The organism is Enterovibrio norvegicus DSM 15893 (genome assembly GCF_900115495.1).
Taxonomy (GTDB): domain Bacteria; phylum Pseudomonadota; class Gammaproteobacteria; order Enterobacterales; family Vibrionaceae; genus Enterovibrio; species Enterovibrio norvegicus.
Genome location: NZ_FOWR01000018.1, coordinates 31,901 through 55,218, shown reverse-complemented (window position 1 = coordinate 55,218; position 23,318 = coordinate 31,901). Strand labels below are relative to the sequence as shown.

At 50.1% G+C, this 23,318-nt stretch carries 22 protein-coding genes and 1 riboswitch; of the genes, 12 read left to right on the top strand and 10 right to left on the bottom strand.

Annotated features, from left to right (window positions below):
* Positions 1-4: 4 nt before the first annotated feature.
* Positions 5-667: a septum site-determining protein MinC gene (gene minC, locus BM082_RS12955; protein WP_074927219.1), complete on the bottom strand. Its 663-nt coding sequence runs from the start codon at positions 665-667 to the stop codon at positions 5-7.
* A gap of 373 nt (positions 668-1,040) precedes the next feature.
* Between minC and BM082_RS12950 the strand changes: the two genes are divergently transcribed.
* Positions 1,041-1,316, top strand: coding sequence for a YcgL domain-containing protein (locus BM082_RS12950; RefSeq protein ID WP_017017796.1), 276 nt, complete (start codon positions 1,041-1,043; stop codon positions 1,314-1,316).
* A gap of 9 nt (positions 1,317-1,325) precedes the next feature.
* Positions 1,326-2,303, top strand: coding sequence for a lytic murein transglycosylase (locus tag BM082_RS12945; RefSeq protein WP_017014101.1), 978 nt, complete (start codon positions 1,326-1,328; stop codon positions 2,301-2,303).
* Positions 2,304-2,591: 288 nt separating this feature from the next.
* Here the strand turns inward: BM082_RS12945 and BM082_RS12940 are convergent, their stop codons facing one another.
* Positions 2,592-2,990, bottom strand: a complete 399-nt coding sequence (locus BM082_RS12940) for an H-NS family histone-like protein (protein WP_017008859.1) — start codon at positions 2,988-2,990, stop codon at positions 2,592-2,594.
* Between the two features lie 345 nt (positions 2,991-3,335).
* Positions 3,336-3,517: riboswitch (Lysine riboswitch) on the top strand.
* An 88-nt stretch (positions 3,518-3,605) separates the two neighbouring features.
* Here BM082_RS12940 and BM082_RS12935 point away from each other — a divergent pair.
* Both BM082_RS12935 and BM082_RS12930 read left to right on the top strand, forming a co-directional pair.
* Positions 3,606-5,186 carry a Na+/H+ antiporter NhaC family protein gene (locus BM082_RS12935; RefSeq protein ID WP_074927217.1) on the top strand — a complete coding sequence of 527 codons (1,581 nt, stop codon included), beginning with the start codon at positions 3,606-3,608 and terminating at the stop codon, positions 5,184-5,186.
* Positions 5,187-5,331: 145 nt separating this feature from the next.
* Positions 5,332-5,910, top strand: a complete 579-nt coding sequence (locus BM082_RS12930) for a thymidine kinase (protein WP_017008861.1) — start codon at positions 5,332-5,334, stop codon at positions 5,908-5,910.
* A 99-nt stretch (positions 5,911-6,009) separates the two neighbouring features.
* Here the strand turns inward: BM082_RS12930 and BM082_RS12925 are convergent, their stop codons facing one another.
* From BM082_RS12925 to BM082_RS12905, 5 genes are read right to left on the bottom strand one after another with little or no spacing between them, the layout of a single operon-like run.
* Complete coding sequence (locus tag BM082_RS12925; RefSeq protein WP_074927214.1) at positions 6,010-7,803, bottom strand: bifunctional molybdopterin-guanine dinucleotide biosynthesis adaptor protein MobB/molybdopterin molybdotransferase MoeA; 1,794 nt, start codon at positions 7,801-7,803, stop codon at positions 6,010-6,012.
* Positions 7,800-8,384, bottom strand: a complete 585-nt coding sequence (gene mobA, locus BM082_RS12920; RefSeq protein WP_074927212.1) for a molybdenum cofactor guanylyltransferase MobA — start codon at positions 8,382-8,384, stop codon at positions 7,800-7,802. The genes BM082_RS12925 and mobA overlap by 4 nt, the downstream gene beginning before the upstream one ends.
* A complete protein-coding gene (locus BM082_RS12915) occupies positions 8,368-9,069 on the bottom strand; it encodes an ATP-binding cassette domain-containing protein (protein ID WP_074927210.1) in 702 nt (233 codons plus the stop codon). Before BM082_RS12915 ends, mobA begins: the two co-directional genes overlap by 17 nt.
* A 13-nt stretch (positions 9,070-9,082) precedes the next feature.
* Positions 9,083-9,781: an ABC transporter permease gene (locus BM082_RS12910; RefSeq protein WP_074927208.1), complete on the bottom strand. Its 699-nt coding sequence runs from the start codon at positions 9,779-9,781 to the stop codon at positions 9,083-9,085.
* On the bottom strand, positions 9,781-10,593 hold the full coding sequence (locus BM082_RS12905; protein ID WP_017008866.1) for an ABC transporter substrate-binding protein: 813 nt from the start codon (positions 10,591-10,593) through the stop codon (positions 9,781-9,783). Before BM082_RS12905 ends, BM082_RS12910 begins: the two co-directional genes overlap by 1 nt.
* A 250-nt stretch (positions 10,594-10,843) precedes the next feature.
* Between BM082_RS12905 and BM082_RS12900 the strand changes: the two genes are divergently transcribed.
* Together BM082_RS12900 and BM082_RS12895 are read left to right on the top strand one after the other, a co-directional pair.
* A complete protein-coding gene (locus BM082_RS12900; RefSeq protein ID WP_074927206.1) occupies positions 10,844-12,226 on the top strand; it encodes a sigma-54-dependent transcriptional regulator in 1,383 nt (460 codons plus the stop codon).
* A 58-nt stretch (positions 12,227-12,284) separates the two neighbouring features.
* A complete protein-coding gene (locus BM082_RS12895; protein ID WP_074927204.1) occupies positions 12,285-14,321 on the top strand; it encodes a sensor histidine kinase in 2,037 nt (678 codons plus the stop codon).
* Between the two features lie 68 nt (positions 14,322-14,389).
* On the opposite strand, the gene BM082_RS12890 is transcribed toward BM082_RS12895, so the two are convergent.
* Genes BM082_RS12890 through BM082_RS25095 form a run of 3 tightly spaced genes read right to left on the bottom strand, consistent with a single transcriptional unit; the run spans position 14,390 to position 16,279 of the window.
* On the bottom strand, positions 14,390-15,289 hold the full coding sequence (locus BM082_RS12890; protein WP_074927202.1) for a helix-turn-helix transcriptional regulator: 900 nt from the start codon (positions 15,287-15,289) through the stop codon (positions 14,390-14,392).
* Positions 15,282-16,112 carry a formate dehydrogenase accessory sulfurtransferase FdhD gene (locus BM082_RS12885; protein ID WP_074927200.1) on the bottom strand — a complete coding sequence of 277 codons (831 nt, stop codon included), beginning with the start codon at positions 16,110-16,112 and terminating at the stop codon, positions 15,282-15,284. Before BM082_RS12885 ends, BM082_RS12890 begins: the two co-directional genes overlap by 8 nt.
* Positions 16,109-16,279 (bottom strand): hypothetical protein, encoded by a 171-nt coding sequence (locus tag BM082_RS25095; RefSeq protein WP_167550932.1) that lies wholly within the window; start codon positions 16,277-16,279, stop codon positions 16,109-16,111. Before BM082_RS25095 ends, BM082_RS12885 begins: the two co-directional genes overlap by 4 nt.
* Positions 16,280-16,353: 74 nt before the next feature.
* Here BM082_RS25095 and BM082_RS12880 point away from each other — a divergent pair, with 74 nt between their 5' ends.
* From BM082_RS12880 to BM082_RS12855, 6 genes are all read left to right on the top strand, one after another.
* Entirely contained in the window at positions 16,354-16,806 is a 453-nt protein-coding gene (locus tag BM082_RS12880; RefSeq protein ID WP_074927199.1) for a DUF3305 domain-containing protein, read from the top strand.
* Entirely contained in the window at positions 16,796-17,470 is a 675-nt protein-coding gene (locus BM082_RS12875) for a DUF3306 domain-containing protein (RefSeq protein ID WP_074927197.1), read from the top strand. The genes BM082_RS12880 and BM082_RS12875 overlap by 11 nt, the downstream gene beginning before the upstream one ends.
* Before the next feature lie 299 nt (positions 17,471-17,769).
* A complete protein-coding gene (locus BM082_RS12870; RefSeq protein WP_074927195.1) occupies positions 17,770-19,530 on the top strand; it encodes a 4Fe-4S dicluster domain-containing protein in 1,761 nt (586 codons plus the stop codon).
* A gap of 9 nt (positions 19,531-19,539) precedes the next feature.
* Positions 19,540-20,154 carry a TorD/DmsD family molecular chaperone gene (locus BM082_RS12865; RefSeq protein WP_074927193.1) on the top strand — a complete coding sequence of 205 codons (615 nt, stop codon included), beginning with the start codon at positions 19,540-19,542 and terminating at the stop codon, positions 20,152-20,154.
* A 63-nt stretch (positions 20,155-20,217) separates the two neighbouring features.
* Positions 20,218-20,427, top strand: coding sequence for a twin-arginine translocation signal domain-containing protein (locus tag BM082_RS12860; RefSeq protein ID WP_017017809.1), 210 nt, complete (start codon positions 20,218-20,220; stop codon positions 20,425-20,427).
* A 24-nt stretch (positions 20,428-20,451) separates the two neighbouring features.
* Entirely contained in the window at positions 20,452-23,307 is a 2,856-nt protein-coding gene (locus BM082_RS12855) for a formate dehydrogenase subunit alpha (protein WP_074927190.1), read from the top strand.
* Positions 23,308-23,318 lie beyond the last annotated feature (11 nt).

The following is a 23,318-nucleotide window of genomic DNA, read 5'->3' as shown; positions in this document are numbered from 1 at the left end:
ATAGTTAGAGCGTGAGGGGTTCAATATGTAATGAATCATTTTGCAGTGATACCTTCACTGGACGAGATGCGTATTCGTCAGGAATGGCTTCACTGAGCCAATAAGTGCCTGCGATGGAGACGAGCTCTGATTGCAGGTTTTGGCAAAATATATGGGCTTCTTTTTGTCCACTCGCACCCGCAATCGCGCGCCCACGAAGTACGCCATAGATGTGGATACTGCCATCAGCAATGATTTCAGCGCCTGCGCTTACGTGATTCAGAATCACGAGATCGGCGTTTTTCGCATACACTTGCTGACCCGAACGGATTGGCGTGGTAACCACTTTGGTTGGAGTTTGAATTGGGTCGTTGATACGGCTTTGTTTCGCAGGCGCCATGATGGCAAGCCCCGCCAACTTCGCCGCTTCTCGGGTTGAATTCAACTTACAGCCCGTAATACCGACCACCAACATACCCATCTTGGCAATGGTTGCCTTTAGCGCGTCAAAATTGGGCTGGCGATAAAGTCGGGTAATATCGACAACCACCGGCGCACCATCGAAAAAGGCAGGCGCTTGGTTCACCTTTTCCAATAAAACATTCATGGCGCCATCAAGATCGTCATCGAGCAAATGAAGCACAGAAAGTGTGAATGAACTGCCTTTGAGTTCAGCATTTTTAGTCATTAAGGGTATTCCAGCTGGCACAGGCTTCTTTTGGGAAATAGAGCAAAGTGTGTCGTGACTTTCTAAAGCGGATTCGAGTACACCTTTTGCTTGCGTTTCTCTTTTGTTTTAGAGCAACGGGCGCAAAGGAAAGTTCATCGTGTTGTCGCTAACATTGTCATTAACACACTCCAAGAATAAAGCGGCATTCGTGCATTATCAGACAGTGCTCTGCATGGTATATTCATGAAAACATTGCGGCAAGCGCGAACACGAAATGAGGCGAATTAATCGTCTGTTTCGTGACATTTTTCTAAGCCGTTTCTCTAAATTGGGATAGAGGCGAGAAGGTCAGCGAGTCAGTGATCTTAAAAGCATGACGAAGAGGTACAACATGCATTGCGCGATTTATAAGAGCAGTAAAAAAGCGTCAACTTATCTATATATTAATCGAAAGGACGATTTTTCTGGTGTTCCTGAACAATTATTATCAACTTTCGGGAACCCTCAGTTCGTCATGATGGTCAACTTAGAGAAGAGAGAGAAACTGGGGTTTGCTGATATCTCTAAGGTTCGTGATAGCCTGAAAACAGATGGTTTTTTCTTGCAGATGCCGCCGCAACCTGACGCTGCGCTGCAACACATTCGAAATAAAAACACGAAATTGTAAAGGAGCGCTATGCGTAAACGATTAGTTGGTATCTTCATCGGTGCTGCGCTGTCGCTATCAGCGCCAGCGATGGCTGAAAAGCCAAGTTTTGAAAGCTATGTTGCCGAGCTTAAGCTGGAAGGTCTAAATAAAGGCATAGACGCTGCGCTTCTCGATAGTGCGTTTGACGGTATTCGTTATCGTGAAAGGGCAGTAAAGGCAGATCGCAATCAGCCAGAAAAAAGATTAACGCTGGATGAGTATATTCCACGCGCTGTGCCTGATTGGAAAGTAAAAAAAGCACGTCGCTTATATGATGAGCATTATGATGATTTAAAACGCATCGGCGATATTTATGGTGTGCAGCCAAGGTTCCTTGTGGCACTTTGGGGTGTAGAAAGTAATTTCGGCGCGTTTACCGGAAAATATGATGTCGTGGAAGCACTCACAACATTGGCATACGACGGACGACGTGAAGCCTTTTTCAGAGGCGAAGTATTTTCTGCTCTAAGTATTTTGCAAGAAGGCCATATTGGTGTGGATTCCATGAAAGGCTCTTGGGCTGGTGCAATGGGACAATGCCAATTCATGCCAAGCTCTTTCTTATCATTTGCCGCTGATGGGAATAATGATGGAAAGAAAGACATTTGGAACTCGAAGCCTGATGTTTTCGCGTCATCCGCCAATTATTTGAAAAATGCAGGGTGGGATGATGGTTATACTTGGGGCAGACAAGTTGTTTTACCAAAAGGTCTTAACTCTCAATTGTTAGGGCTAGGTCAGGATAAAGCTAAATCTTTAGCGGAATGGCAGTCATTGGGCGTTCGAACAATGAATAAGAGTGCATTGCCAGATGTTGATATTAATGCATGGTTAATTCAGCCTGACGATGAATATGGTAGAGCCTACCTTGTGTATGGAAATTACCAAAGCTTGATGAGATGGAACCGTTCGCATTACTTTGCAATCGCTGTCAGCCATCTTGCAGATCGTATTAAATTTGGTTAATTGAAATACGGTTTGTCCTGCAAAAGCCGAGCGAGAATTGTACCTCGCTCGGCTTTTCTATTTCTGCCGTTTACATGGCATCAAGTCGTTAAGTAGTGCTATGTCGTTAAAGGGAAAAGTAACCACATACACGTGTTGATGTTTTAGAACATTAGAAAAAAGGCTTTCCTGTTTTTCAGGCATAAAAAAAGAGACGGATAACCGTCTCTTTTTTGTGCTTTATGGGTATCAGTTAATGATGAATCTTTATGACGATTCAGCGATACCAAGCATTAAAGCAATGAGCAATTAAAGAAGGTAATCTTCGATCTTCGCGCCGCCGTCTAGAGCGTCTTTGATTGCTTTAGGAGTACGACCTTGGCCAGTCCATGTTTTTTCTGAACCATCAATATCGGTGTACTTGTATTTTGCTGGACGAGCAGCACGCTTTGATTTTGGCTTAGCACCGCTTAGTGATGCTAATAGTTCTTCAGGATCGATACCGTCTTGGATCAGCATTTCGCGGTATTTTTCCATTTTCTCAAGGCGTTCTTTTTCAGCTTCGTGTGCTTCAGCTTCTGATTCTTCACGCTCGCTAACAACAGCTTGAAGTTTTTCTAGGGCTTCTTGTAGTTGTTCAAGGGTAAGTTCACGCGCCACGGCACGAAGGCTGCGCAGGTTTAACAATACTTTTAGTGCATCAGACATTATGCCTATCCTATTCTCTCGTTATGTAATAATTAATAGCTGCAATAAGAGTAGCAAGAATAATTAAATCTTTGCAATATCAGCTGAATTAATTTCTCCTTTATTAGATAACTATTTTATTGAAAGTGCAAATTCAAAATAATAAATAAAGACGTTTTTCATACTTATGGGTTCAATTTCTTTTGCACTGTCTGGCAAAACTGTCATTGATGCTCGATTAGCTATGCTACTCCGGTGCCAAAATCGAGTGAATGTTTTGCATTTGTTAACGCTTGTGGTGTGCTGTGTAAAACCATTTGTCTTCTTATTGCAAAGTTTCCAAGGTTACATACAATACGATGGCTTTATGCACGTAGAGGTGCGCGGTTTATGAGTAACATGTCTTAGGGTGATTCCGTTGAGGATATGTGAAAGGAAATAGCGCCGAAGTAGAAATCGGTTAATCAAACCTTTCTGCTGGGGTTGTGCTCGAATAGACACAACACTGCCATAGTATTGGGATTTAGCTATGGAGCGCTACTGTAGTTTCTATCAATGTGTATAACCATTGTTTCGAAATATCTGGTTTTCCATTTCTGCAGTAGATCTCCAACCTAACAGGTTGATATAGAGATCATGAATTTAGTCGATTTTTCTTCTTCTTCTTTATCGGTGTTGCCCGCCATCTTGGCGTTGGGCCTCGCCATTATTACTCGTCGCGTTTTGCTTTCATTGGGTTTAGGTATTGTTTCCGGCGTCTTGCTGCTGAACGATTTCTCATTGTCTGCATCCACTTTTTATCTATCTTCATTGGCATTGAGCTTATTTGTTGAAGATGGTGCCATTAACTTTGGCAAGATGAGTATCGTCGCGTTCCTTATTCTTGTCGGTATGATCACCGCACTGATTACTTTATCCGGTGGTACTCGCGCATTTGCAGAATGGGCGCAATCACGCGTTAAAAGTAAACGTGGTGCAAAACTACTGGCCGCCTTTTTAGGGGTGTTCATCTTTATTGATGATTACTTCAACAGTTTGGCTGTTGGTGCAATCAGCCGTCCGGTGACCGATCGTTTCCACGTATCTCGCGCAAAACTCGCCTATATCCTTGATTCAACCGCAGCACCTATGTGTGTGATCATGCCGGCCTCAAGTTGGGGTGCTTACATCATTACTGTGATTGGTGGCATTTTGGTGAGCCACGGTGTGACAGAATACAGTCCCTTGAGTGCGTTTGCGCACATGATCCCAATGAATTTCTACGCAATCTTTGCATTGCTAATGGTCTTTGCTGTTGCTTGGTTCCAAATGGATGTTGGCCCAATGCGTCGCTTCGAATACCAAGCGTCAACGGGCAGCCGTTTGGGTGACGAAGAATGTGGTGGTCCATCGTTAGACGATGAGCTAGGCATTGAAGAAAGCAGCAAAGGCAATGTCTCTGACCTTGTTGTGCCAATCATCGTGCTGATCGTCGCGACAATCTCGTTGATGATTTTCACCGGCGCGCAAACGCTGGAAGAAAGCGGCAAAGCTTTCTCTGTGCTGGGCGCGTTTGAAAACACCGATGTGGGTACATCACTGCTTTATGGTAGTGGCATGGGCCTGATTTCGGCGTTATTCACTGTGTTTAAACAACGCATGCCACTGCCTGAAATTGGTCGTACCATGTGGATTGGTGCCAGGTCCATGTTCGGCGCAATCCTTATTCTTTTCTTCGCATGGACCATCGGTAGCGTTATTAGTGACATGGAAACCGGTAAATTCCTGTCGACTCTGATTCAAGGTAACTTGCCACCTCAGTTGCTGCCTTTGATTCTATTTGTGCTGTCTGCGGCAATGGCGTTCTCAACGGGTACGTCATGGGGTACGTTTGGCATTATGTTGCCAATCGCGGGTGACTTGTCAGCAGCAACTGAAATTGCACTGATGCTACCAATGCTTTCAGCTGTGCTTGCAGGTGCGGTATTTGGTGACCACTGTTCACCAATTTCTGATACCACAATCTTGTCTGCGACGGGTGCACGCTGTGGCCACATTGACCACGTATCAAGCCAGCTGCCTTATGCGTTAGCGGGGGCTGTGGTGGCGGCATTCTCTTACCTTGTATTGGGTTTCACCGATTCACTCACGTTATCTCTGATAACGGGTTTCTTTGTGTTTACCTTGGTGTGCATGTTCCTCATGTGGTTGTCGCGACGTCCAGGTAAACTGGCTTAATGAAAGGAGCCTCCCCTTGGGAGGCTTTTTTGTTTCTTTAACGCTTTGTTTATTTTTCTTAATTGTATTTTCGCGGCCAGCACCGCTTTTACCGATCCTCGTTTTTCGGTAGCATGCCACCGTATTTTTTCCTCGGGAGAGCTTAATGGCCCAGCTGTACTTCTATTACTCTGCAATGAATGCGGGTAAGTCGACGACACTTCTTCAATCGTCATTTAATTACCAAGAGCGCGGCATGAATCCGCTTATCTTCACCGCTGCCATTGATGATCGCTATGGGTTGGGCAAAGTCAGTTCACGTATTGGCCTTCAAGCCGACGCGCAATTATTCTCACCTGAAGACAATATTTTTGCTGCGGTGAGCGACATCAACAGCAATCAAAAAGTCGATTGTTTGTTGGTGGACGAATGCCAGTTTTTGACGAAAGAACAGGTGCATCAAATTACCGAAGTGGTCGATAAATTGCGTATTCCGGCGCTGTGCTATGGCCTTCGCACTGATTTTCTTGGTGAGTTGTTTGAAGGGTCGAAATACCTGTTGGCGTGGGCAGACAAATTGGTTGAGCTAAAAACCATTTGTCACTGCGGACGCAAAGCGAACATGGTTATTCGCACTGACGCTGATGGCAACGCGATTGCAGATGGTGATCAAGTGGTGATTGGCGGCAATGACAGATACGAGTCGGTCTGCCGTGTGCATTACAAAGAAGCGCTTGGCAAATAAGCACAATCCAAACGGATAACAACAAAAAGCGGCGATTATCGCCGCTTTTTTTATGCCTGAATACGCTTTGGCTATGTAGGACAGGTTACAGATGAAACGCTACAGTCGAGATGCCAGTGGAATGATAGTGACACGATCGCCCACTTCCGCATTGTCCACATCCGGCGCGACTTCAATTAAGCAATTGGCCTCACTCATTGACCGCAAAATACCTGAACCTTGTGAGCCCGTTGATCTGACTTCTAGCTGACCATTGGCGCTGATGCTGTATATACCGCGGGTATATTCAGTGCGACCGCGACGTGAGCGGATGCGCTCTTGCGTAATGGCTGACAGGGTTTCAGGCTGCCAGTGGGCGTCTCCCTGCATTTTTCGTATCGCTGGCTCAACGAATTGCAGGAACGTCACCATCACGGCCACAGGGTTGCCTGGCAGCCCAAAGAAAGGCACATCGCCCAGTTTACCGAAGGCGAGGGGTCTGCCGGGACGCATGTTGACGCGCCAGAAGTTAATGTCACCCAGCTGGCTTAACACGGTTTTAATGTAGTCTGCATCGCCCACGGAGACGCCACCGGATGAAATCACCATGTCGGCTTGTTCTGTGGCAGTGCTGAGCGTGGCGTGTAATGCCGCTTCGGTGTCTTCAATAATGCCGAAATCGAGGATCTCGCAACCGAGTTTGGTGAGCATGGCGCGCAGCGTGTATCGGTTTGCGTCATAAATGCAGTGAGATTTTGCGGCTGTGCCCGGCGCTTGTACTTCATCGCCAGTTGAAAACAGGGCAACCTTTATCGGTTTGAATACCTCAGCACGGTCAAAACCGAGCGATGCCATCATCCCCAGTTCCGCTGCGCCAATGCGTTTTCCTGCTTGAAAAACCGTTGCACCTCGTCGGAGATCTTCACCTGCTTGACGCACATTTTGCCCCGCTCGGATAGCCCCTTTGGTTGTGTCGAAAGACACTGTGCCGTTATCGTCGCTTGCTTGCTCACGCATGATCACAGTATCTGCACCTTCTGGAACGGGCGCGCCCGTCATAATGCGCACGCATTCTCCCGCCGTAAGGGTTTCCGCGTAGTGGTGACCTGCAAACACATCACTAACGAGGCGATAGCCTTCGCGCTCAATGTCGTCACTGCGAATGGCATAGCCGTCCATTGCCGAGTTAGTTGAAGAAGGCACGTTCACAGGCGCAATGATATCCGCTGCCAACACGCGATGAGGCAGTTCGTTCAGATCGCATGTTTCGGTGTGTTCCGACACCGCAATCGCGTCAAGGATTTTTGCTCTGCCGTCGTCCACCGACAACAGCGTTGGCGACAGTGAATCGCACGTGGCGGTTTGTGCGTTGTGGCTTTCCATCCAACGTTGAATAAACCCCACCAAGCTCGCAATGTCATTGATGTCTAAACGAGGCGGGGATGTTGATGGAAGCTCGGTAGAGGAGGCAGAAGAAGATGAGTCATCGCAGGCGACTGCCACAATGTTTGGATCCTCTGGGTGAAGCCAGGGCTTGTCGAGTGCTGCGCGATGAAGTTCTATCTTGGGGAAAGCGTTGTGTTTAAAGCCTTCCACTAACACCAAATCCGCGTTGTTCTGATCGAGTTGCCCGAGCAATTGATTGAGCGTGCATTCGCGATCGGGCGTTTCAGTCATCAATGCGTGACGATAGCGAGCGCTGATCAACATTTGTGTCGCCCCCGCTTTGCGCAGGCGATAACTGTCTTTACCTGGTTTATCGACATCAAAATCATGGTGCGCGTGTTTGACCATGGCAATGCGAATGCCTTTTTCAACCAAGGCAGGAATGAGTTTTTCCAGCAGGGTTGTTTTGCCTGTACCACTAAATGCTGCAAACCCTAAAACGGGCAGTGAGCAATGGGTCGGGCTCATGACAACTCCCCGTAACGCGACAGCTCGTCGGGCGTGTTGAGGTTGATGAAGGCGTCATGCTCGGCGCTGAAATCCACAAAGACGGTATTGCATAGGTCGTAGAGCAAGACAATTTTGCGGTCACCGTTGGCGAGAAACGTATTCAGCCTTTCGAAAATGCTGCGCTTCATCATGGTCACCACAGGCTGCACCGATTCACCATCATGGGCAACCACGATTTCAGCGTCTGCGCTGATGGCGTGATACATCTTTTCCAGCAGGGCGTGGGGCAGGTTAGGGCAATCGCAAGGGACGAAGCCAAGCCACTCGCTGTCGATGTTCGACATCGCAGCATGCATACCACCTAAGGGGCCGGGAAAGCCCTCCAATACGTCACCAAAAACCGGGCCGTATTGTTCGTACCTTTCTTGGTTTCGATTGGCGTTAATCGCAATGGTCGCGCCTTGTTCTGTCAGGCGCTCATGGACGAATTCAATAAACGGTTTGCCGTTGAGCGTGACAAGCCCTTTGTCTTGGCCGCCCATGCGGCGTGCTTGTCCGCCGGCAAGAATGACCCATGTAGTGTCAGGATGCGAAGGCATGGTTATCCTTGTTAATGATATTGAGTTCTGGCTTGTGTATGAGGCGTTGGTTTTCGAGCAACCATTGCTGATTACAGCCGTCGGTGAGCGTGTTGGGGTGGTGGCTGGTCAGCACTAAACTCGCGCCGCGGTCACGCAAATCATCCACCATGACTTTTTGCGCGTTTATCGCTTCAACATCGAGGTTAGCGCAGGATTCGTCCATCAACAAAATCGAAGGATTAATCGCCCAAGCACGCGCCATGGCCACTTTCTGTTTTTCACCGCCAGAGAGCACAGAAATATGCTCGCGACTCAGCGATTCTAGCCCAATCATACGTAATGCCTGCATTGTAAGCTGTCGCTGTTTTCTTTGACAGACATGCTTTCCTTTCAGGCCATAAGCGATGTTTTCAATCACTGAACCATCGAACAAATACGGCGATTGGTGCATGTAAATCACACCACTTTGCCCGGTAAAACCCGCTAAACGTTGAAGCCAAGAGGCGCGAGCAAGGTTGAGAGAGCCACTGGACGGGCGCTGAATACCCGCGAGCACTTTTAGCAGGGTTGTTTTGCCAATGCCGTTTTGACCTGAGAGGTACACCGCATCACCCGGACACAGCTTCAATGAGGGAATGTGAAACAACAAACGGTGTTTGTATTTCACTGAGAGATCAACAGCTTCTAAGGTTATCTGACTCATATTCTCGCTCAAGTTAGGTTCTCAAGTGGCCATTGCCATGGGCAAAGCTAATGAAGAAGTTCATGGTGAGCGCCAGTAACAGCAACACCATGCCGAGTGCGATGCCTTGCGCGAAGGCACCCTTAGATGTTTCTAGCGCAATCGCGGTGGGAATATTTCGGGTGTAATACAGGATGTTGCCACCGACCATCATGGAGCACCCAACTTCTGTGATGATCCGGCTGAACGCCGTGATCACAGCGGCAAGCAAAGGGAAACGGATTTCCCACATCAAGGTCATCATGGCGCGAGGAATGGATGCACCGAGCGTATAGGCCGTCTCCCATGCGCGTCGGTCACTGTTTTGGAATGCTGCGTGCATCATGGAAATCAAGATCGGAAGGCTGATCAGGATCTGTCCCAAAATCATCGCCTTTTGCGTAAACAGCATCTTCCAATCACCCAGCGGACCGGCGCGGGACAGCATCATGTAAAGCAGCAACCCCACCACCACGGTTGGCACAGATTGGAGCGTATTGACGAGAGAGAGTACGAGCCATTTGCCTGGCACACGCCAATACGCAAGGGCAAAGCTAATAAGGAGGGCTGGAATTAAGACCAGCCCAATAGCAATAAGTGACACGGAAAACGACACACCAACAATACCCCATAGCGTTGTATCGCCGCTAAACAGCAGGGAAACCGCTTGTTGGGTGGTGTCGAGTAAGTTCATTAGCTTGCGTTCGCCACAAAGAGTTGTTGGCCGCTGACCTTGAAGCTATCAATCAAATGTTGGGCTTTTTTGTTTACCAGCCAATCGCTGAACATTTTCGCGCCTTGGTAGTTCAAATCGGGGTAGCGCGTCGGGTTGATCAAGATAACCTGATAAGGGTTAAACAGACGGTCATCGCCTTCGACGAGCACGGCCATGTCGAGTTTGCTTTGGTACGCCAGCCAGGTACCTCGGTCGGTCAGGGCATAACCTTGCAATTCATTCGCCATGGTCAGTGTTGGCCCCATTCCTTGGCCCACGGCTTTGTATCCAGAAAATGCCGGTTGCACGCCCGCCGCGTCCCAAAGCAGCCGCTCTTTTTTGTGGGTGCCAGAATCATCACCACGAGAAATAAACGTCTGATCCATATCTGCCACCTTGCTCAATGCCTGTGCGACGCTTTTGCTGCCCTTGATGTTGGCCGGGTCACTCTGTGGGCCGACAAGCACAAAATCGTTGTACATCAGGGCGCGGGGTAGCACGCCAAACCCTTTATCGACAAAGGTGGCTTCGGCGTTGGGTGCATGGGTCATTACCACATCCACATCGCCATTTTCTCCCATCCTTAGGGCTTTACCTGTCCCTGCTGCTAGGACTTGCACGTCATACCCCGTGTCTTTTTTAAATTCTGGAAGAAGAAAATCGAGTAGCCCTGAATGGTAAGTACTGGTGGTGGTCGCAAGGCGAATCACCTCCGCCGCATTGGCGGTGAAACAAATTGAAAGGAGTAAGCCTGTTAGCGCAATGGCTTTGGTTTTTCTTCTGACTGTCATGTGTCTTCCTGACGTTGTTGACGAAACTTCTTATCGAGTTGTAGAAAAGGAAGTAGACAAAGCAACAAAAATGCCAACCTTGCTATTTGTGGTGGAATTACTTTATCGTGATGAAATATAAGAGATTAAGCGTTCATGTGTTGATGTCGGCGAGTCATGCTCGTGCATGAAAAAGTGATGCTGCTATCGGACTGAGTCAAAATGTCCCATGTATCATATGGACACCTGAGAGAGGAAAGGCATTCAAGAAATGAAAGATGCATTACAGCAGTTTGGGTTCTCCGCCTTGGTGGTGGATGATGAACCTGGCATGCGCGCGATATTGAACAAAGCGCTATCGAAAAAGCTCACTCAGGTAGAAACGGCGTCTTCTCTTGAAGAAGCGGAAGCCTTGCGAAAGCGAAATCACTTCGACTTGTTGATTGTCGATATCAACCTTCCCGGGCGTTCTGGCATTGATTGGCATGAAGCCTTTAATGACGATGAACGACGCAGCGACATCATCTTCATGACGGGTTATGCCGAGCTTGAAACCGCCATCAAAGCGCTGCGAGCGGGCGCATCCGATTTTATTCTTAAGCCGTTTAACCTCGAACAAATGCTTCAATCTGTTCAGCGCTGTTTAGATAAACGCATGATGGAACGACGAAATGTCGCACTGCAACGCGACGTCGCACGGTCTTTTCCTGTCGATATCATTGGCGACGCCCCTAAAACGTTGGCAATGCGTGAACTGGTTTCACGCCTCGCGCCATCGCCAGCCGCTGTGTTGATTGAAGGTGAATCCGGCACGGGGAAAGAATTGGTGGCGCGTGCACTGCATGCGGTAAGCGGTAGAAATGGCCCTTTTGTGCCTCTGAACTGCGGGGCGATAGCGCCAGAGCTATTGGAAAGCGAGTTATTTGGTCATGTGGCGGGCGCATTCACGGGGGCGAGGAAAAGCAAAGATGGCCTGTTCCGCGTGGCTGATAGAGGCACGTTATTTCTGGATGAAATCGGCGAAATGCCATTGTCGATGCAAGCCTCACTCCTTCGCACCTTAGAACAGAAAACCATTCGTCCCGTTGGTGCAGAACGCGAGGTGAATGTGGATGTGCGCATTGTGGCTGCCACCAACCGCAACCTGCATGAAGAAGTTACAGCAGGGCGTTTTCGGAAAGATTTGTTCTACCGCTTGAATGTCTTGTCGGTGGAGATCCCGCCGCTTAGAGAGCGCGTTGAAGACATAGGCCTTTTGCTCAATCACTTCTCCGAGATGCTCGCCAGAGACATGGGAATGAAACCCGTGGTGTGGGCAAATGACGAAGTGGCCGCCATGAAACACTACGGCTGGCCGGGCAATATTCGAGAGCTCAAAAACACCGTGGAACGCGCGATATTGCTCGGCAAACCCGATGTGACGCAGTGGCTCGGCAATTCCGGGGTGACAGCACCTGCGCATGACCTTGAGTGTGATGAACAAGAAATAGCCCAGCAAGAAGACGGTTATCCGTTAGGTTGGCCGTTGAAAGACGTTGAACGTGCGCACATCGAGCGGGTGGTCGATGCGCATGAAGGGAATAAATCTGCTGCGGCGCGCCAACTGGGCGTGGCGAGAAAGACCTTAGAGCGCAAGTTCAAAGAATGGCTGTAACAATGATGTGCTTATCCCGCCACCATGCACACATGGGCTTTAAACAGAATAGCAGCCTATGAAGTGGCTGAATAAGTGGCGAACACGATTTCGTACTGCGGTGCGCTATCGCTTGCTGGCATTAACGTCAGTCCCAATTTTGTTGACGCTATTTGTCTTGATTGGACTCACCTTGTATTGGACGCTGGCGTATTCATGGACCAACGCCTTAGCGGGTGTTCGCGCGGATCTTGCAGTGGCGAGCAACAGCATGGAAGTGTTGCAACGAGAGCAGCGCCGCCAACTTCACGCCATCGCAGATTCCTATGAATTCCAAATGCAAATCAAAACTGACCCTGAAGCACTCACCGTGTGGGCGCAATCGCGGGCGGGGAAATACGACGTCGATTTTCTTGCCGTGTATGCGGCAGAAGACATCGACCGTTTGCCGCAAACCTTGCGCTTTCCTCTGCTCAGAGGTCAGCAACGCACTTTCTTCCAAGTCATGTCTGAAATTGAATTGTCATCGCTAACCAATGACCTTCCAGCCCGCGCTGAAATCCCGCTTTTGAACGAAAACACGTTTGAAGAACGTGGCCTGATAAGCAGGAGCTTGCTGCCGCTTTTTAATGAAAATGGTGAGCTAGAGTGGATCGTGGACGGAGGCATCTTGCTGAATAACAGTACGGTGCTGGTGGATAGGATCCGCGATCTTGTTTTCCCGGAAGGAAAGTTGCCCGATGCGGGCGTGGGCACTGTCACCCTCTTTTTGGACGACGTTCGCGTCAGTACCAATGTGCCGTTAAACAGCGACAGCAAATTTGGCCGCGCCATCGGTACGCGCGTGTCGCAAGAAGTACAGCAAACGGTGCTGGTGGAAGGGGAAGAGTGGGTCGACCGTGCCTATGTTTACGATGCTTGGTATATCTCGGCATACATGCCAATCCGAGATTTCAACAATCGTGTGATTGGCATGCTTTACACCGGCTATCTCGAATGGCCATTTATTAGCCGGTATCTGACCAACATCGTTGAGTTGGGCATTGGTGTGTTGCTCACGCTCCTTGTGTCTGGGTTGTTTGTCTACCGCGGCGCACGAGACCTGTTCCGCCCGATAGAAAAAATGCACCGTGCAGTGAGATTGGTGCAATTCGAAAAAGACATCAGGATTGGCAAGCTAGGGCTAGATCCTGAGCACGAGCTGGCAAGTTTGGCGCGTCAGTTCGACAGCATGCTTGACCAGCTAAAGCAGCAAAACGATGCAATTCGCCAAAACGCGTTAGAGCTTGAAGACAAAGTGCGTGAGCGCACGGCGAGTTTGCATGAACGGACGGAGCAATTGGGCTACCACATCAAGTTACTGGAACAGACACGACACAAACTATTACTGAATGAAAAGTTGGCGGCCTTGGGTGAGCTAACCGCAGGCATTGCTCACGAAATCAATAACCCCGCAGCGGTGATCCTCGGCAACATTGAGCTAATGGAATATGAACTCGGGCAGCATGCTGATTTGGTGTCTGAGGAAATGTCTGCTGTCTTAGCGCAAATCGACCGTATTCGAAACATCACGCGAAGCCTGTTGCAATACAGTCGCCAAGGCGGCGTACAAGATGAAATCACCTGGCAGCGCGTCAATCCCGTGATAGAAGAGAGCGTCACTTTGGTACGTTCTGGCACCAAGAAACAAGATGTTGAAATCGTGACGGCGTTGAACGCCAAATGCAGCGTCGAGATTAACCGTCATCAATTGCTGCAAGTCTTGGTTAACCTGCAAATGAACGGCATTCATGCCATGAACGACAAAGGTAAACTGATTGTGCGCTCTGACGATTGGATCGACGAACGTGGCGAGACCATCGGTGCGGTTATTGCGGTCGAAGACTTTGGCTGCGGCATCGCCAACGAAAATCTGACCAAAGTGTTCGACCCGTTTTTTACCACCAGACGCTCAGGCACAGGGCTTGGCTTGTCTGTCACACAGGGTATTGTGAGCGGGCTAGGGGGTGAGATAAAGGTCGAATCTGAAGTGGGGAAAGGCAGTACATTCGTGCTGTATCTCAGAGAAAAGATCCCGTCTGATGATGACATTGCACCACTGAAAATGCTTGAGTAGCGGGTGACGCTTCAAACAAAAAACACGCCATCGTCGGCGTGTTTTTTATTGTCTGAAAGCGTCAAACATCAACTCGCTGACCACATCTGTTTGCCTGTGTGCTCAAAGTCATAGCCGCCAAACAATTCGCTTTGCTGGCGACTTTCTTCATCATCCAGATGGTGAATGACCTGCTGCACCAAGGTGCGGAAATAGATGTTTTTTGGGATCACAAATTCAAACGCTTCGTTGGCAATGGGGAGAAAGGCCAAGCCGAATTCTCCTGCCGCACTTTTACTGCCAAAGCCGATGTCGGCAGAGCCGCGTGCAATCGCGGAACCGAGTTCGCGTTCGCTCAAGCAAGTGGTGACGGTGTTTAACGTGTCTCGTGTCATGTCGTTGCGAAATAGCCATTCGTCCATGGCGCGCGCACTGCCTGCGCCATCTTGTCGACCAGCCCAACGCCACCGTTTGTCCGAAAAATGGTAAGGATCATTGAGCTTGTCTGCCTGTTCAGGCCTTACAATCAAGCCTTGAAGTCGTTCGAAACCGTGGACTAACACCCAATTTTTATGCCCCGAATATTGTTGAAGCAAGGCGGGATGGCGAAGCTTTGCTTCTTCCGCGTTACCCCAATGAATGGCGCACATATCAACATGGCCTTTTTCAAGCATGGCCAGCCCTTGCTTGGTGCCTGTGGCGGTATACCCTACCAGCGCTGTGCTGCCGAGCGTGGCGGCCATTTTACTCACAATATGTTGTAGCAACGGGTCGTCAGAACCCGCGATGAGTAACCTGTCATTAAAGACCCCATTATGGCTAGATTCCAGTAACCAACGGTCGAGCAAGCTTTTCGGGAAAAGCCATTTCCCGGTGATCTTGGTGGCGGGGAGCACACCATCATTGGCAAGGCTATAGACCTTCTTTTCATTGAGGTCGATGTATTCCGCGACTTGGCGGGCATTCATGAATTCGGGGAAATCATTCATCCCGCGATCCTTTGACATCAAAGTCGATGTTCTCTGCACCGTTAAACACTTGGAAGCGATGGCCCTTGGCACGCGCAATCATGGTAATGCCAAGTTGCTTTGCTAAATCAAAGCCCATCTGAGTGACGCCGGAGCGCGAGAGCAGTACTGGAATCCCCATTTGCGCCACCTTGATGACCATTTCAGACGTGAGGCGGCCTGTGGTGTAGAAAATTTTGTCGCCGCCCGTTTGTCCTTGAAGCCACATTTCTCCTGTTAGCGTATCAACCGCATTATGACGGCCAATGTCTTCAACAAAAGAAAGGATGTCAGTGTCTTTGCAGACCGCGCAGCCGTGCACAGCCCCCGCAGCTTTGTAAGTGTCATTGTGATGAGTGAGAGATTCGAGCAAGCCGTAGAGCGTCGATTGTTTCAGCTGGGGCGTAGGGAGCACTAAGTCATCGAGTTTTTTCATCACATTGCCGAACATGGTGCCTTGTCCGCAGCCCGACGTGACCGTTTTCTTGGAAAGTGTTTCCTCAATGTCGTCGTTTTGCTCGTGGGTGACGACAGCCGCTGACTGCGTTGCCCAGTCGATGATGACGGAGTCTAAGGCGTTAACGTCATGTAATAAGTCTTGGTTACGCAAATACCCCAGCACCAACATGTCAGGCCTCGCGCCGAGTGTCATCAAGGTCACGATTTCTCGCCAGTTCAGATACACAGTGAGTGCGCGCTCGCAGGCAATCTGTTTCGTCATGGGCTCGCCGTATTCGTCGAACACAGTGACATCAATGGTTTGCGGGATATCAGACTGCGTTTTGATGATGTTGGGTTGGGTCATGTACCCGCTTCCTTTGCGTTGGGGAATGAAAACAGCGCGCCACGTTCCAGCCCGCCAAGGAAGTAAAAAGCAAAACCTGTTCCAGCATTTTGCGTGGGCATGACTTTTTGAATGTGGTGAAGGCGCGCTGGTATGTGTTTTGCGCCACGCTGGTATGTGTTTTGCACAAAGACACCTTGAGGGTCAGCCAAACCCTGCTGCAGCGCGCGTATTTCGCTGCGGAAACACGAAGGAGTGATGTGTGAATGAGATAATTAAAGACCCACAACAATGGTTACTGCAATTCGATTTAGAGACAACGATTGTCACGGTTGGGCGCTGGAATACAACGCGGTGGTCGCTGGTAAATTTGCACCTTCCTAAAAACCAAGAAACGTTGTCAGAATCAGCGTATTCGCTGCCTTTGATGCTGTTTAAAGATGAGCGTACTGACTACCGATTTAACCTCAGTTCTCGTGACCCTCACCTGTTTTTCATCTTTGAAGTGGAAGAGGATGAATCGCTAAAACCTCTACAAGTCACGGCATCGCAAACCGGGGCGGCGAGTTTTATGGATGGCGACTATCTGGTGCTTTCTGAGCCAATGCCGCTGCCGATCCAAGCGTGGATGGAAGCCTATATTGGTCGCCATGGTGAGCTGCTGGAAACCCGCAAGAAAAAACGCAAAGGCGCGGGGAGGGCAAGTGGCAACTGACTCTTTCCTCCAACGCTGGTCAGCGAAAAAACGCGGCGAGTGGATTGATGAAACAGAAGAAATCCGCGAAGACGTCACGCAATCCGACAGCGAGTTTCTCTCCTCAGAGCCTTCTTTCTCCGATGCCATCGAACATGGCGAAAGCCCTGAAGGTGAAGATGCTGATACTTTGCCGCCGCCTGCGACAATGGACGACGTTGAAAACCTTCAGGAAGGTGATTCAGCCGCCGTGTTTCTGGCGAAAGGCGTGTCATCCGAAGTAAAAAAAGCAGCGCTGCGCAAACTGTTTCGAAGCGATGCCTACAACGTGCTGGATGGCATGAATGACTATGACCTCGATTATTCCAACACCGCAAATCTGGCTGCTGACGTGGCGGCGAATCTGCGTCAGTGGACGAAAGAAAACGTCGAGGAGATGACTGAGTGTGATGATCAAGCACCCGTAAACGCTGAGAAAGAATGCGCGTCTTCACCTGATTCAAAAGCACGCCCACATGCAAACGCTGAGGCGACCGGAAGTGAGGGTGAAGAGGAAGGCGAATCTGACCTCGCCTTAGCGAGTGAGACAAAAAGTACCCTAGAGAAAAATAGGGACAATTTGTCGTACGGCGTGCGTCAAAATGTCCCAACTAAAAGAGTGGATAAGAATTCAGACGGATTCTGACTCCGTATTCGTCATTTTTCTTCCCTCAAAGCTGGTTCAGTACTTGCTCTATAAAAAGCCATTACCGACAAGTCATTGTTTAGATTGAATTGCTGTTGAATTTTCCTCTGCGTCACCTGCCAGCCTAGGCCAGCAATACCTAGGTGAGTGAACGTCGCAACAGCCAATGATGTGATTGAAATAATAGACAAATCAAAAATAGATTGGATGCATAGAACAGCCAGTACAGACCAGCTCGCGTGATATCGCAGGATGGGGTGAACCAGCTTGGAAAGCAGGTGTTTATGGCTAACGAGACAATGTCGACAGAAAATACAATAACAACAATCAATCAGGTTCTTACACAACACACTGATCGCAATGGCATGGCAAGACAAGATGCGTTGCAGAGCACGGTGACGTTGGGAAACCTCATTCCTCCGACGGTGAGCTTCGACAGTCACGGTCGTATTCTTGTGGCTGGCGCAGCGACAGTGGTTTTCCGCTTTGCGCGAAAGCTACCACCCTCTCTGCATGCCAATACCGTGTTGCTCTGCACTGAAGGAGTAAGTAGCGGCGCGGTGACCCCGCTGGAGTTTTCCGTGTTCTACGCCAAAGATATCGCGATTGATGGGTTTCTCGGTGCCTTTGATGTGCAGATTGGCGTGCGTGAGGCAGCCGATGGAAAGCCTCAAAAAGGTGCGCTTGGTCATGACGCGCAAAACCTTGCTGTTATCACCACAGGGCAACCGCACTTCGATGTGGTGGTGGATTTGACGGAGCAAGGCATTCATCCAGCTGAGTTGCCCCCTTTGGGGTATTACGCTGTTGGGCGAGGATTGTGCTCAGAAGAGGAGACCATTGAGGCTCTCCCTGATTTAACGGGAACGTTCGACAAGCCGAAGTTTTTCCGTTTGGACACGGAGAAATGCGCACATACATCACGTGGGCTGGAAGGGTGTACGCGCTGCATTGATGCGTGTCCTGCCGATGCCTTGGATATCGTGAAGAGCGCCATCACCATCAACCCGTATTTGTGTCAGGGCATGGGGTCGTGCGCGACGGCGTGTCCGACAGAAGCCATTAGCTATGCGTTACCTGATCCCGACAACACACAGCATTTTCTCCACCAGCTTTTGACGCACTACCAAGCAAAAGAGGGTGTCGCACCTATCGTGCTTTTCTATGCTGACGACGACATGGCTCCCGCGGGCGAAACCGCATTGGCGAATGCCATCGCGCAAATGCCGAGCCGAGTCATTCCCGTTCGTTTGGAAGAACTGGCATCCGTGGGCATTGATACCTGGTTCTCAGCCTTGGTGTATGGCGCTACGCAAGTGGTGTTAGCTGAATCATCACAACTTCATGCGAAAACACGCCATGTGCTTTTGCAAGAACTGGACATAGCTGCGCGTTTTTTAAAGACGCTCGGGCTGGAAACACACCTTATTGCCATGCTCCCCGTCGCTGAATTGCGCCACGCGACCTTGTTCGACAGCGATGTGATGTCATCAGATGTGTCGAACGACAACGCGCCGCGTACAAAATTAGAAGGCAGCAAACGAGAAAAACTCGCGAGTGCGCTAGATTTACTCGCCGCCCACACCGACATACTGCCCCCCATTGTCGCCGTGCCTGAAAACGCCCCGTATGGTCGCATTGATATCGACACCTCGGGCTGCACCTTGTGCATGGGGTGTGTCACCGTTTGTCCGACTGATGCATTGAAATCCATCGGCACCACGCCGGGCATGACATTCAGGGAGCAAGATTGCGTGCAATGCGGCCTCTGCGAACAAAGCTGTCCTGAATCGGTTATCTCGTTAACACCCAGATATAACTGGGACAGTGCATCCCGTCAGCAACGCCAAACCCTGCATGAAGAGGAAGCCGCAGAATGCATCAGTTGCGGTAAGCCTTTCGCACCCGTCTCCATGGTCAACATGTTGATCGAACGCCTTCGCAACCACAGCCATTTCCAAGATGACGCCATCAAACGTTTATCGATGTGCGAAGACTGCCGAGTGCGCGACATGGTCGCAGACATGATCGAAAACCCTGACCAGCAGATAAAGGCGTAGGAGGCGAAGATGGCAATGCAAGAGATGATCAACGTCGACGATATCAGCAACGAAGAGAACCCGCTTCGTCACCACATTTATAGCCTGTTAGCGCATCTGCTGCGACAAGCTCCTGATGAGAGCACCTTGGCGTGGCTGGCAACATTGGAAACCGACGGCGATGAACATTCTGCGGGCATGGCTGCGGCGTGGTCAGTGCTGAAATTGGGTGCGAAAACCACGCGGCCCGTGCAAGCAGCAGATGAATATCAATTGCTGTTTATTGGCGTAGGGCGTGGGGAAGTGATGCCGTTTGGGTCTTGGTACTTAACTGGCTCGCTGATGGAACTGCCGCTCGCGCTGCTTCGCCAAGATTTACGTCAACTTGGCTTTGAGCGCCAAGAAGACACCAAAGAGCCCGAAGACCATATTGCTGCGTTACTCGAAGTCATGGCCATGTTGGTGGAAGAAGGGGATGAAACGCAACAAGCCGCCTTCTTTAACCGTCATGTCGCCCCGTGGTTTGAGACGCTTTTTACCGACATTAAACGCGCAGACGCGGCGGTGTTTTATACCGCGGTGGCTGAGCTTGCACAGCAGTTTTTGATGATAGAAAAAATACGCTTTACCCAACGCCCTTGGTGAGCAGAGCCCGCGAAAACCCAGTGGTCGCTGAGTGTTGGACGAATAAGAACAAAGGAGCAAGTCATGTCAGAGAACAAGAAAGACAGTGCACAACCCAACGAAAAACGGCGCGAGTTCCTCAAAGGATTGGGCGTTGCTGCGGCAGCAAGCGCAGCGGCATCTGTGGTTAGCACGTCTGCGCAAGCGGATGTGGACGTCGTGAGCCCCGAAGAAACGCCCAAGTCTGGCTATCGTGAAACGCAACATATACGCGATTACTACGATTCCCTATAACCCTGCGATGGATGGAGTTTGACCATGAAATTAACCAAACGCTCTGACTCAGTCAGCAAGGATGAAAAACAGCTTGGGGTATCCCGTCGAACCTTTATGCGCAATTCAACCTTGGCCACCGCAGGCGGCATCGCAGCGGCGGGCATGTTTGCGCCCGGTATGATGAAAAAAGCAACTGCCAAAGACGTTGACCCTAACAAACCTGTCGAAGTGAAACGTACCATATGCTCGCATTGTTCCGTGGGCTGTGGCGTCTATGCATACGTACAAGATGGCGTATGGACTGACCAAGAGCCTGCATTCGATCATCCTTTCAATGCCGGAGGCCACTGCGCCAAAGGCGCGGCGTTGCGTGAACACGGGCACGGTGAACGTCGATTGAAATACCCGATGAAGCTGGTAGATGGTAAGTGGCAGAAAATCACGTGGGATCAAGCCATCGACGAAATCGGCGACAAGGTCATGGATATCCGCAAAGAGTCGGGGCCCGATTCGGTGTATTTCCTAGGGTCGGCGAAACACAGCAATGAACAGGCGTATTTGTTCCGCAAAATGGCTTCACTGTGGGGCACCAACAACGTCGATCACCAAGCTCGAATTTGTCACTCCACCACGGTTGCAGGTGTTGCCAATACGTGGGGCTACGGGGCCATGACCAACTCTTTCAATGACATGCACAACTGCAAATCCATGTTGTTTGTTGGCTCAAACCCTGCGGAAGCACACCCTGTCGCGATGCAGCATATTCTAATCGCGAAGGAAAAGAGCGGCTGCAAAATTGTCGTCGCTGATCCGCGCCGCACCCGCACTGCCGCAAAAGGTGACCACTTTGTGCAATTGCGTCCGGGAACGGACATCGCCTTTATTTGGGGGCTGCTCTGGCACATTTTTGACAATCAGTGGGAAGACAAAGAATTCATTCGCCAGCGCGTGTTCGGCATGGATGAAATCCGCCAAGAAGTTGCGAACTGGACGCCAGAAGAAGTCGAACGCGTGTCCGGTGTCGGGCGTGAAGACATGTACAATGCCGCGAAAATCCTCTCTGAAAACCGTCCGGGTTGCGTGGTGTGGTGCATGGGCGGTACGCAACATACGACGGGTAACAACAACACCCGTGCATACTGCGTACTGGAACTCGCGCTCGGTAACATGGGCAAATCTGGCGGCGGTGCGAACATCTTCCGCGGTCACGATAATGTGCAAGGCGCGACCGATTTAGGCGTGCTCTCTCACACCCTTCCGGGCTATTACGGTTTGTCCGACGGTGCGTGGAAGCATTGGTCACAAGTGTGGGATGTGGATTTCACTTGGGTTCAAGACCGCTTCGACCCAACGGTTTACAACGGGTCAAAACCCATGAACAGCAACGGCATTCCTGTTTCACGTTGGATTGACGGTGTGCTGGAAGACAAAGACAAGATCGCGCAGAAAGAGAACATCCGCGCCATGTTCTACTGGGGACATGCGGTGAACTCTCAGACCCGTGGTCCTGAAATGCGCAAAGCCATGCAAAAACTCGACATGATGGTAATTGTTGACCCGTATCCGACCGTCGCTGCTGTCATGAACGACCGCACTGATGGCGTGTATTTGCTGCCATCCACCACACAGTTTGAGACCTTTGGCTCTGTCACTGCATCTAACCGTTCACTGCAATGGCGTGATCAGGTTATCGAACCTTTGTTCGATTCAAAACCAGACCACACCATCATGTATTTACTCTCCAATAAGCTGGGTTTTTCAGATCAATTGTTTAAGCACATCGACGTGAAAAACAATGAGCCCGTGATTGAAGACATTACGCGAGAGTTCAACAAAGGCATGTGGACGATCGGTTATACCGGCCAAAGCCCAGAGCGCATTAAAACCCACCAACAGAACTGGCATACCTTCAACAACACATCGCTTGAAGCCGAGGGTGGGCCTGTCAACGGGGAAACCTACGGCTTGCCTTGGCCTTGTTGGGGCACGCCGGAAATGAAGCACCCGGGCAGCCATATTCTTTACGACACATCCAAAGAAGTGGCGCGAGGTGGCGGTAACTTCCGCGCACGTTTTGGCGTGGAATACGAAGGCAAGAACTTGCTGGCCGTCGATAGCTATTCGAAAGGCTGTGAACTGGAAGATGGCTTCCCCGAGTTTACCGACAAAATGCTCAAGCAGCTTGGCTGGTGGGATGAACTCACGGCGGAAGAAAAAGCCGCGGCGGAAGGCAAAAACTGGAAAACCGATCTGTCAGGGGGCATTCAGCGTGTCGCCATTAAGCATGGCTGTATTCCTTACGGCAACGCGAAAGCCAGAGCCATTGTGTGGACCTTCCCCGATCGCGTGCCGCTTCACCGCGAGCCGCTGTATACACCGCGTCGCGACTTGTTGCCTGAATACGCCACATGGAATGACAAAGTGGACATCTACCGTCTTCCTACGTTGTACAAGTCGATTCAAGACAACGATGTTTCGAAAGAGTACCCCATCATTCTCACATCCGGTCGCTTGGTGGAATACGAAGGGGGCGGCGAGGAAACCCGCTCAAACCCTTGGCTTGCTGAGCTTCAACAAGAAATGTTTGTCGAAATTCACCCTGTGGATGCCAACAACTTGGGCATTCGCGATGGTAACGATGTGTGGGTTGAAGGGGCAGAGCAGGGCAGAGTGAAAGTGAAAGCCATGGTCACCCGCCGCGTGAAAGAAGGGCTCGCATTCATGCCATTCCATTTTGGCGGCAAGTTCGAAGGTGAAGACCTGCGTTCGAGATACCCAGAAGGTGCCGACCCGTATGTGATTGGCGAGGCAGCCAATACCGCCACAACCTATGGCTACGACCCTGTTACTTTGATGCAGGAAACGAAAGTCACCCTTTGCAAAATCAGCGCAGCGTAATAGGAGATCAC

What these genes read in the sequence shown, in the direction of transcription:
- minC (WP_074927219.1), bottom strand. Translation starts at nt 667, where the DNA reads ATGACTAAAAATGCTGAACTCAAAGGCAGTTCATTCACACTTTCTGTG.
- BM082_RS12950 (WP_017017796.1), top strand. Translation starts at nt 1,041, where the DNA reads ATGCATTGCGCGATTTATAAGAGCAGTAAAAAAGCGTCAACTTATCTA.
- BM082_RS12945 (WP_017014101.1), top strand. Translation starts at nt 1,326, where the DNA reads ATGCGTAAACGATTAGTTGGTATCTTCATCGGTGCTGCGCTGTCGCTA.
- BM082_RS12940 (WP_017008859.1), bottom strand. Translation starts at nt 2,990, where the DNA reads ATGTCTGATGCACTAAAAGTATTGTTAAACCTGCGCAGCCTTCGTGCC.
- BM082_RS12935 (WP_074927217.1), top strand. Translation starts at nt 3,606, where the DNA reads ATGAATTTAGTCGATTTTTCTTCTTCTTCTTTATCGGTGTTGCCCGCC.
- BM082_RS12930 (WP_017008861.1), top strand. Translation starts at nt 5,332, where the DNA reads ATGGCCCAGCTGTACTTCTATTACTCTGCAATGAATGCGGGTAAGTCG.
- BM082_RS12925 (WP_074927214.1), bottom strand. Translation starts at nt 7,803, where the DNA reads ATGAGCCCGACCCATTGCTCACTGCCCGTTTTAGGGTTTGCAGCATTT.
- mobA (WP_074927212.1), bottom strand. Translation starts at nt 8,384, where the DNA reads ATGCCTTCGCATCCTGACACTACATGGGTCATTCTTGCCGGCGGACAA.
- BM082_RS12915 (WP_074927210.1), bottom strand. Translation starts at nt 9,069, where the DNA reads ATGAGTCAGATAACCTTAGAAGCTGTTGATCTCTCAGTGAAATACAAA.
- BM082_RS12910 (WP_074927208.1), bottom strand. Translation starts at nt 9,781, where the DNA reads ATGAACTTACTCGACACCACCCAACAAGCGGTTTCCCTGCTGTTTAGC.
- BM082_RS12905 (WP_017008866.1), bottom strand. Translation starts at nt 10,593, where the DNA reads ATGACAGTCAGAAGAAAAACCAAAGCCATTGCGCTAACAGGCTTACTC.
- BM082_RS12900 (WP_074927206.1), top strand. Translation starts at nt 10,844, where the DNA reads ATGAAAGATGCATTACAGCAGTTTGGGTTCTCCGCCTTGGTGGTGGAT.
- BM082_RS12895 (WP_074927204.1), top strand. Translation starts at nt 12,285, where the DNA reads ATGAAGTGGCTGAATAAGTGGCGAACACGATTTCGTACTGCGGTGCGC.
- BM082_RS12890 (WP_074927202.1), bottom strand. Translation starts at nt 15,289, where the DNA reads ATGAATGATTTCCCCGAATTCATGAATGCCCGCCAAGTCGCGGAATAC.
- BM082_RS12885 (WP_074927200.1), bottom strand. Translation starts at nt 16,112, where the DNA reads ATGACCCAACCCAACATCATCAAAACGCAGTCTGATATCCCGCAAACC.
- BM082_RS12870 (WP_074927195.1), top strand. Translation starts at nt 17,770, where the DNA reads ATGTCGACAGAAAATACAATAACAACAATCAATCAGGTTCTTACACAA.
- BM082_RS12865 (WP_074927193.1), top strand. Translation starts at nt 19,540, where the DNA reads ATGGCAATGCAAGAGATGATCAACGTCGACGATATCAGCAACGAAGAG.
- BM082_RS12860 (WP_017017809.1), top strand. Translation starts at nt 20,218, where the DNA reads ATGTCAGAGAACAAGAAAGACAGTGCACAACCCAACGAAAAACGGCGC.
- BM082_RS12855 (WP_074927190.1), top strand. Translation starts at nt 20,452, where the DNA reads ATGAAATTAACCAAACGCTCTGACTCAGTCAGCAAGGATGAAAAACAG.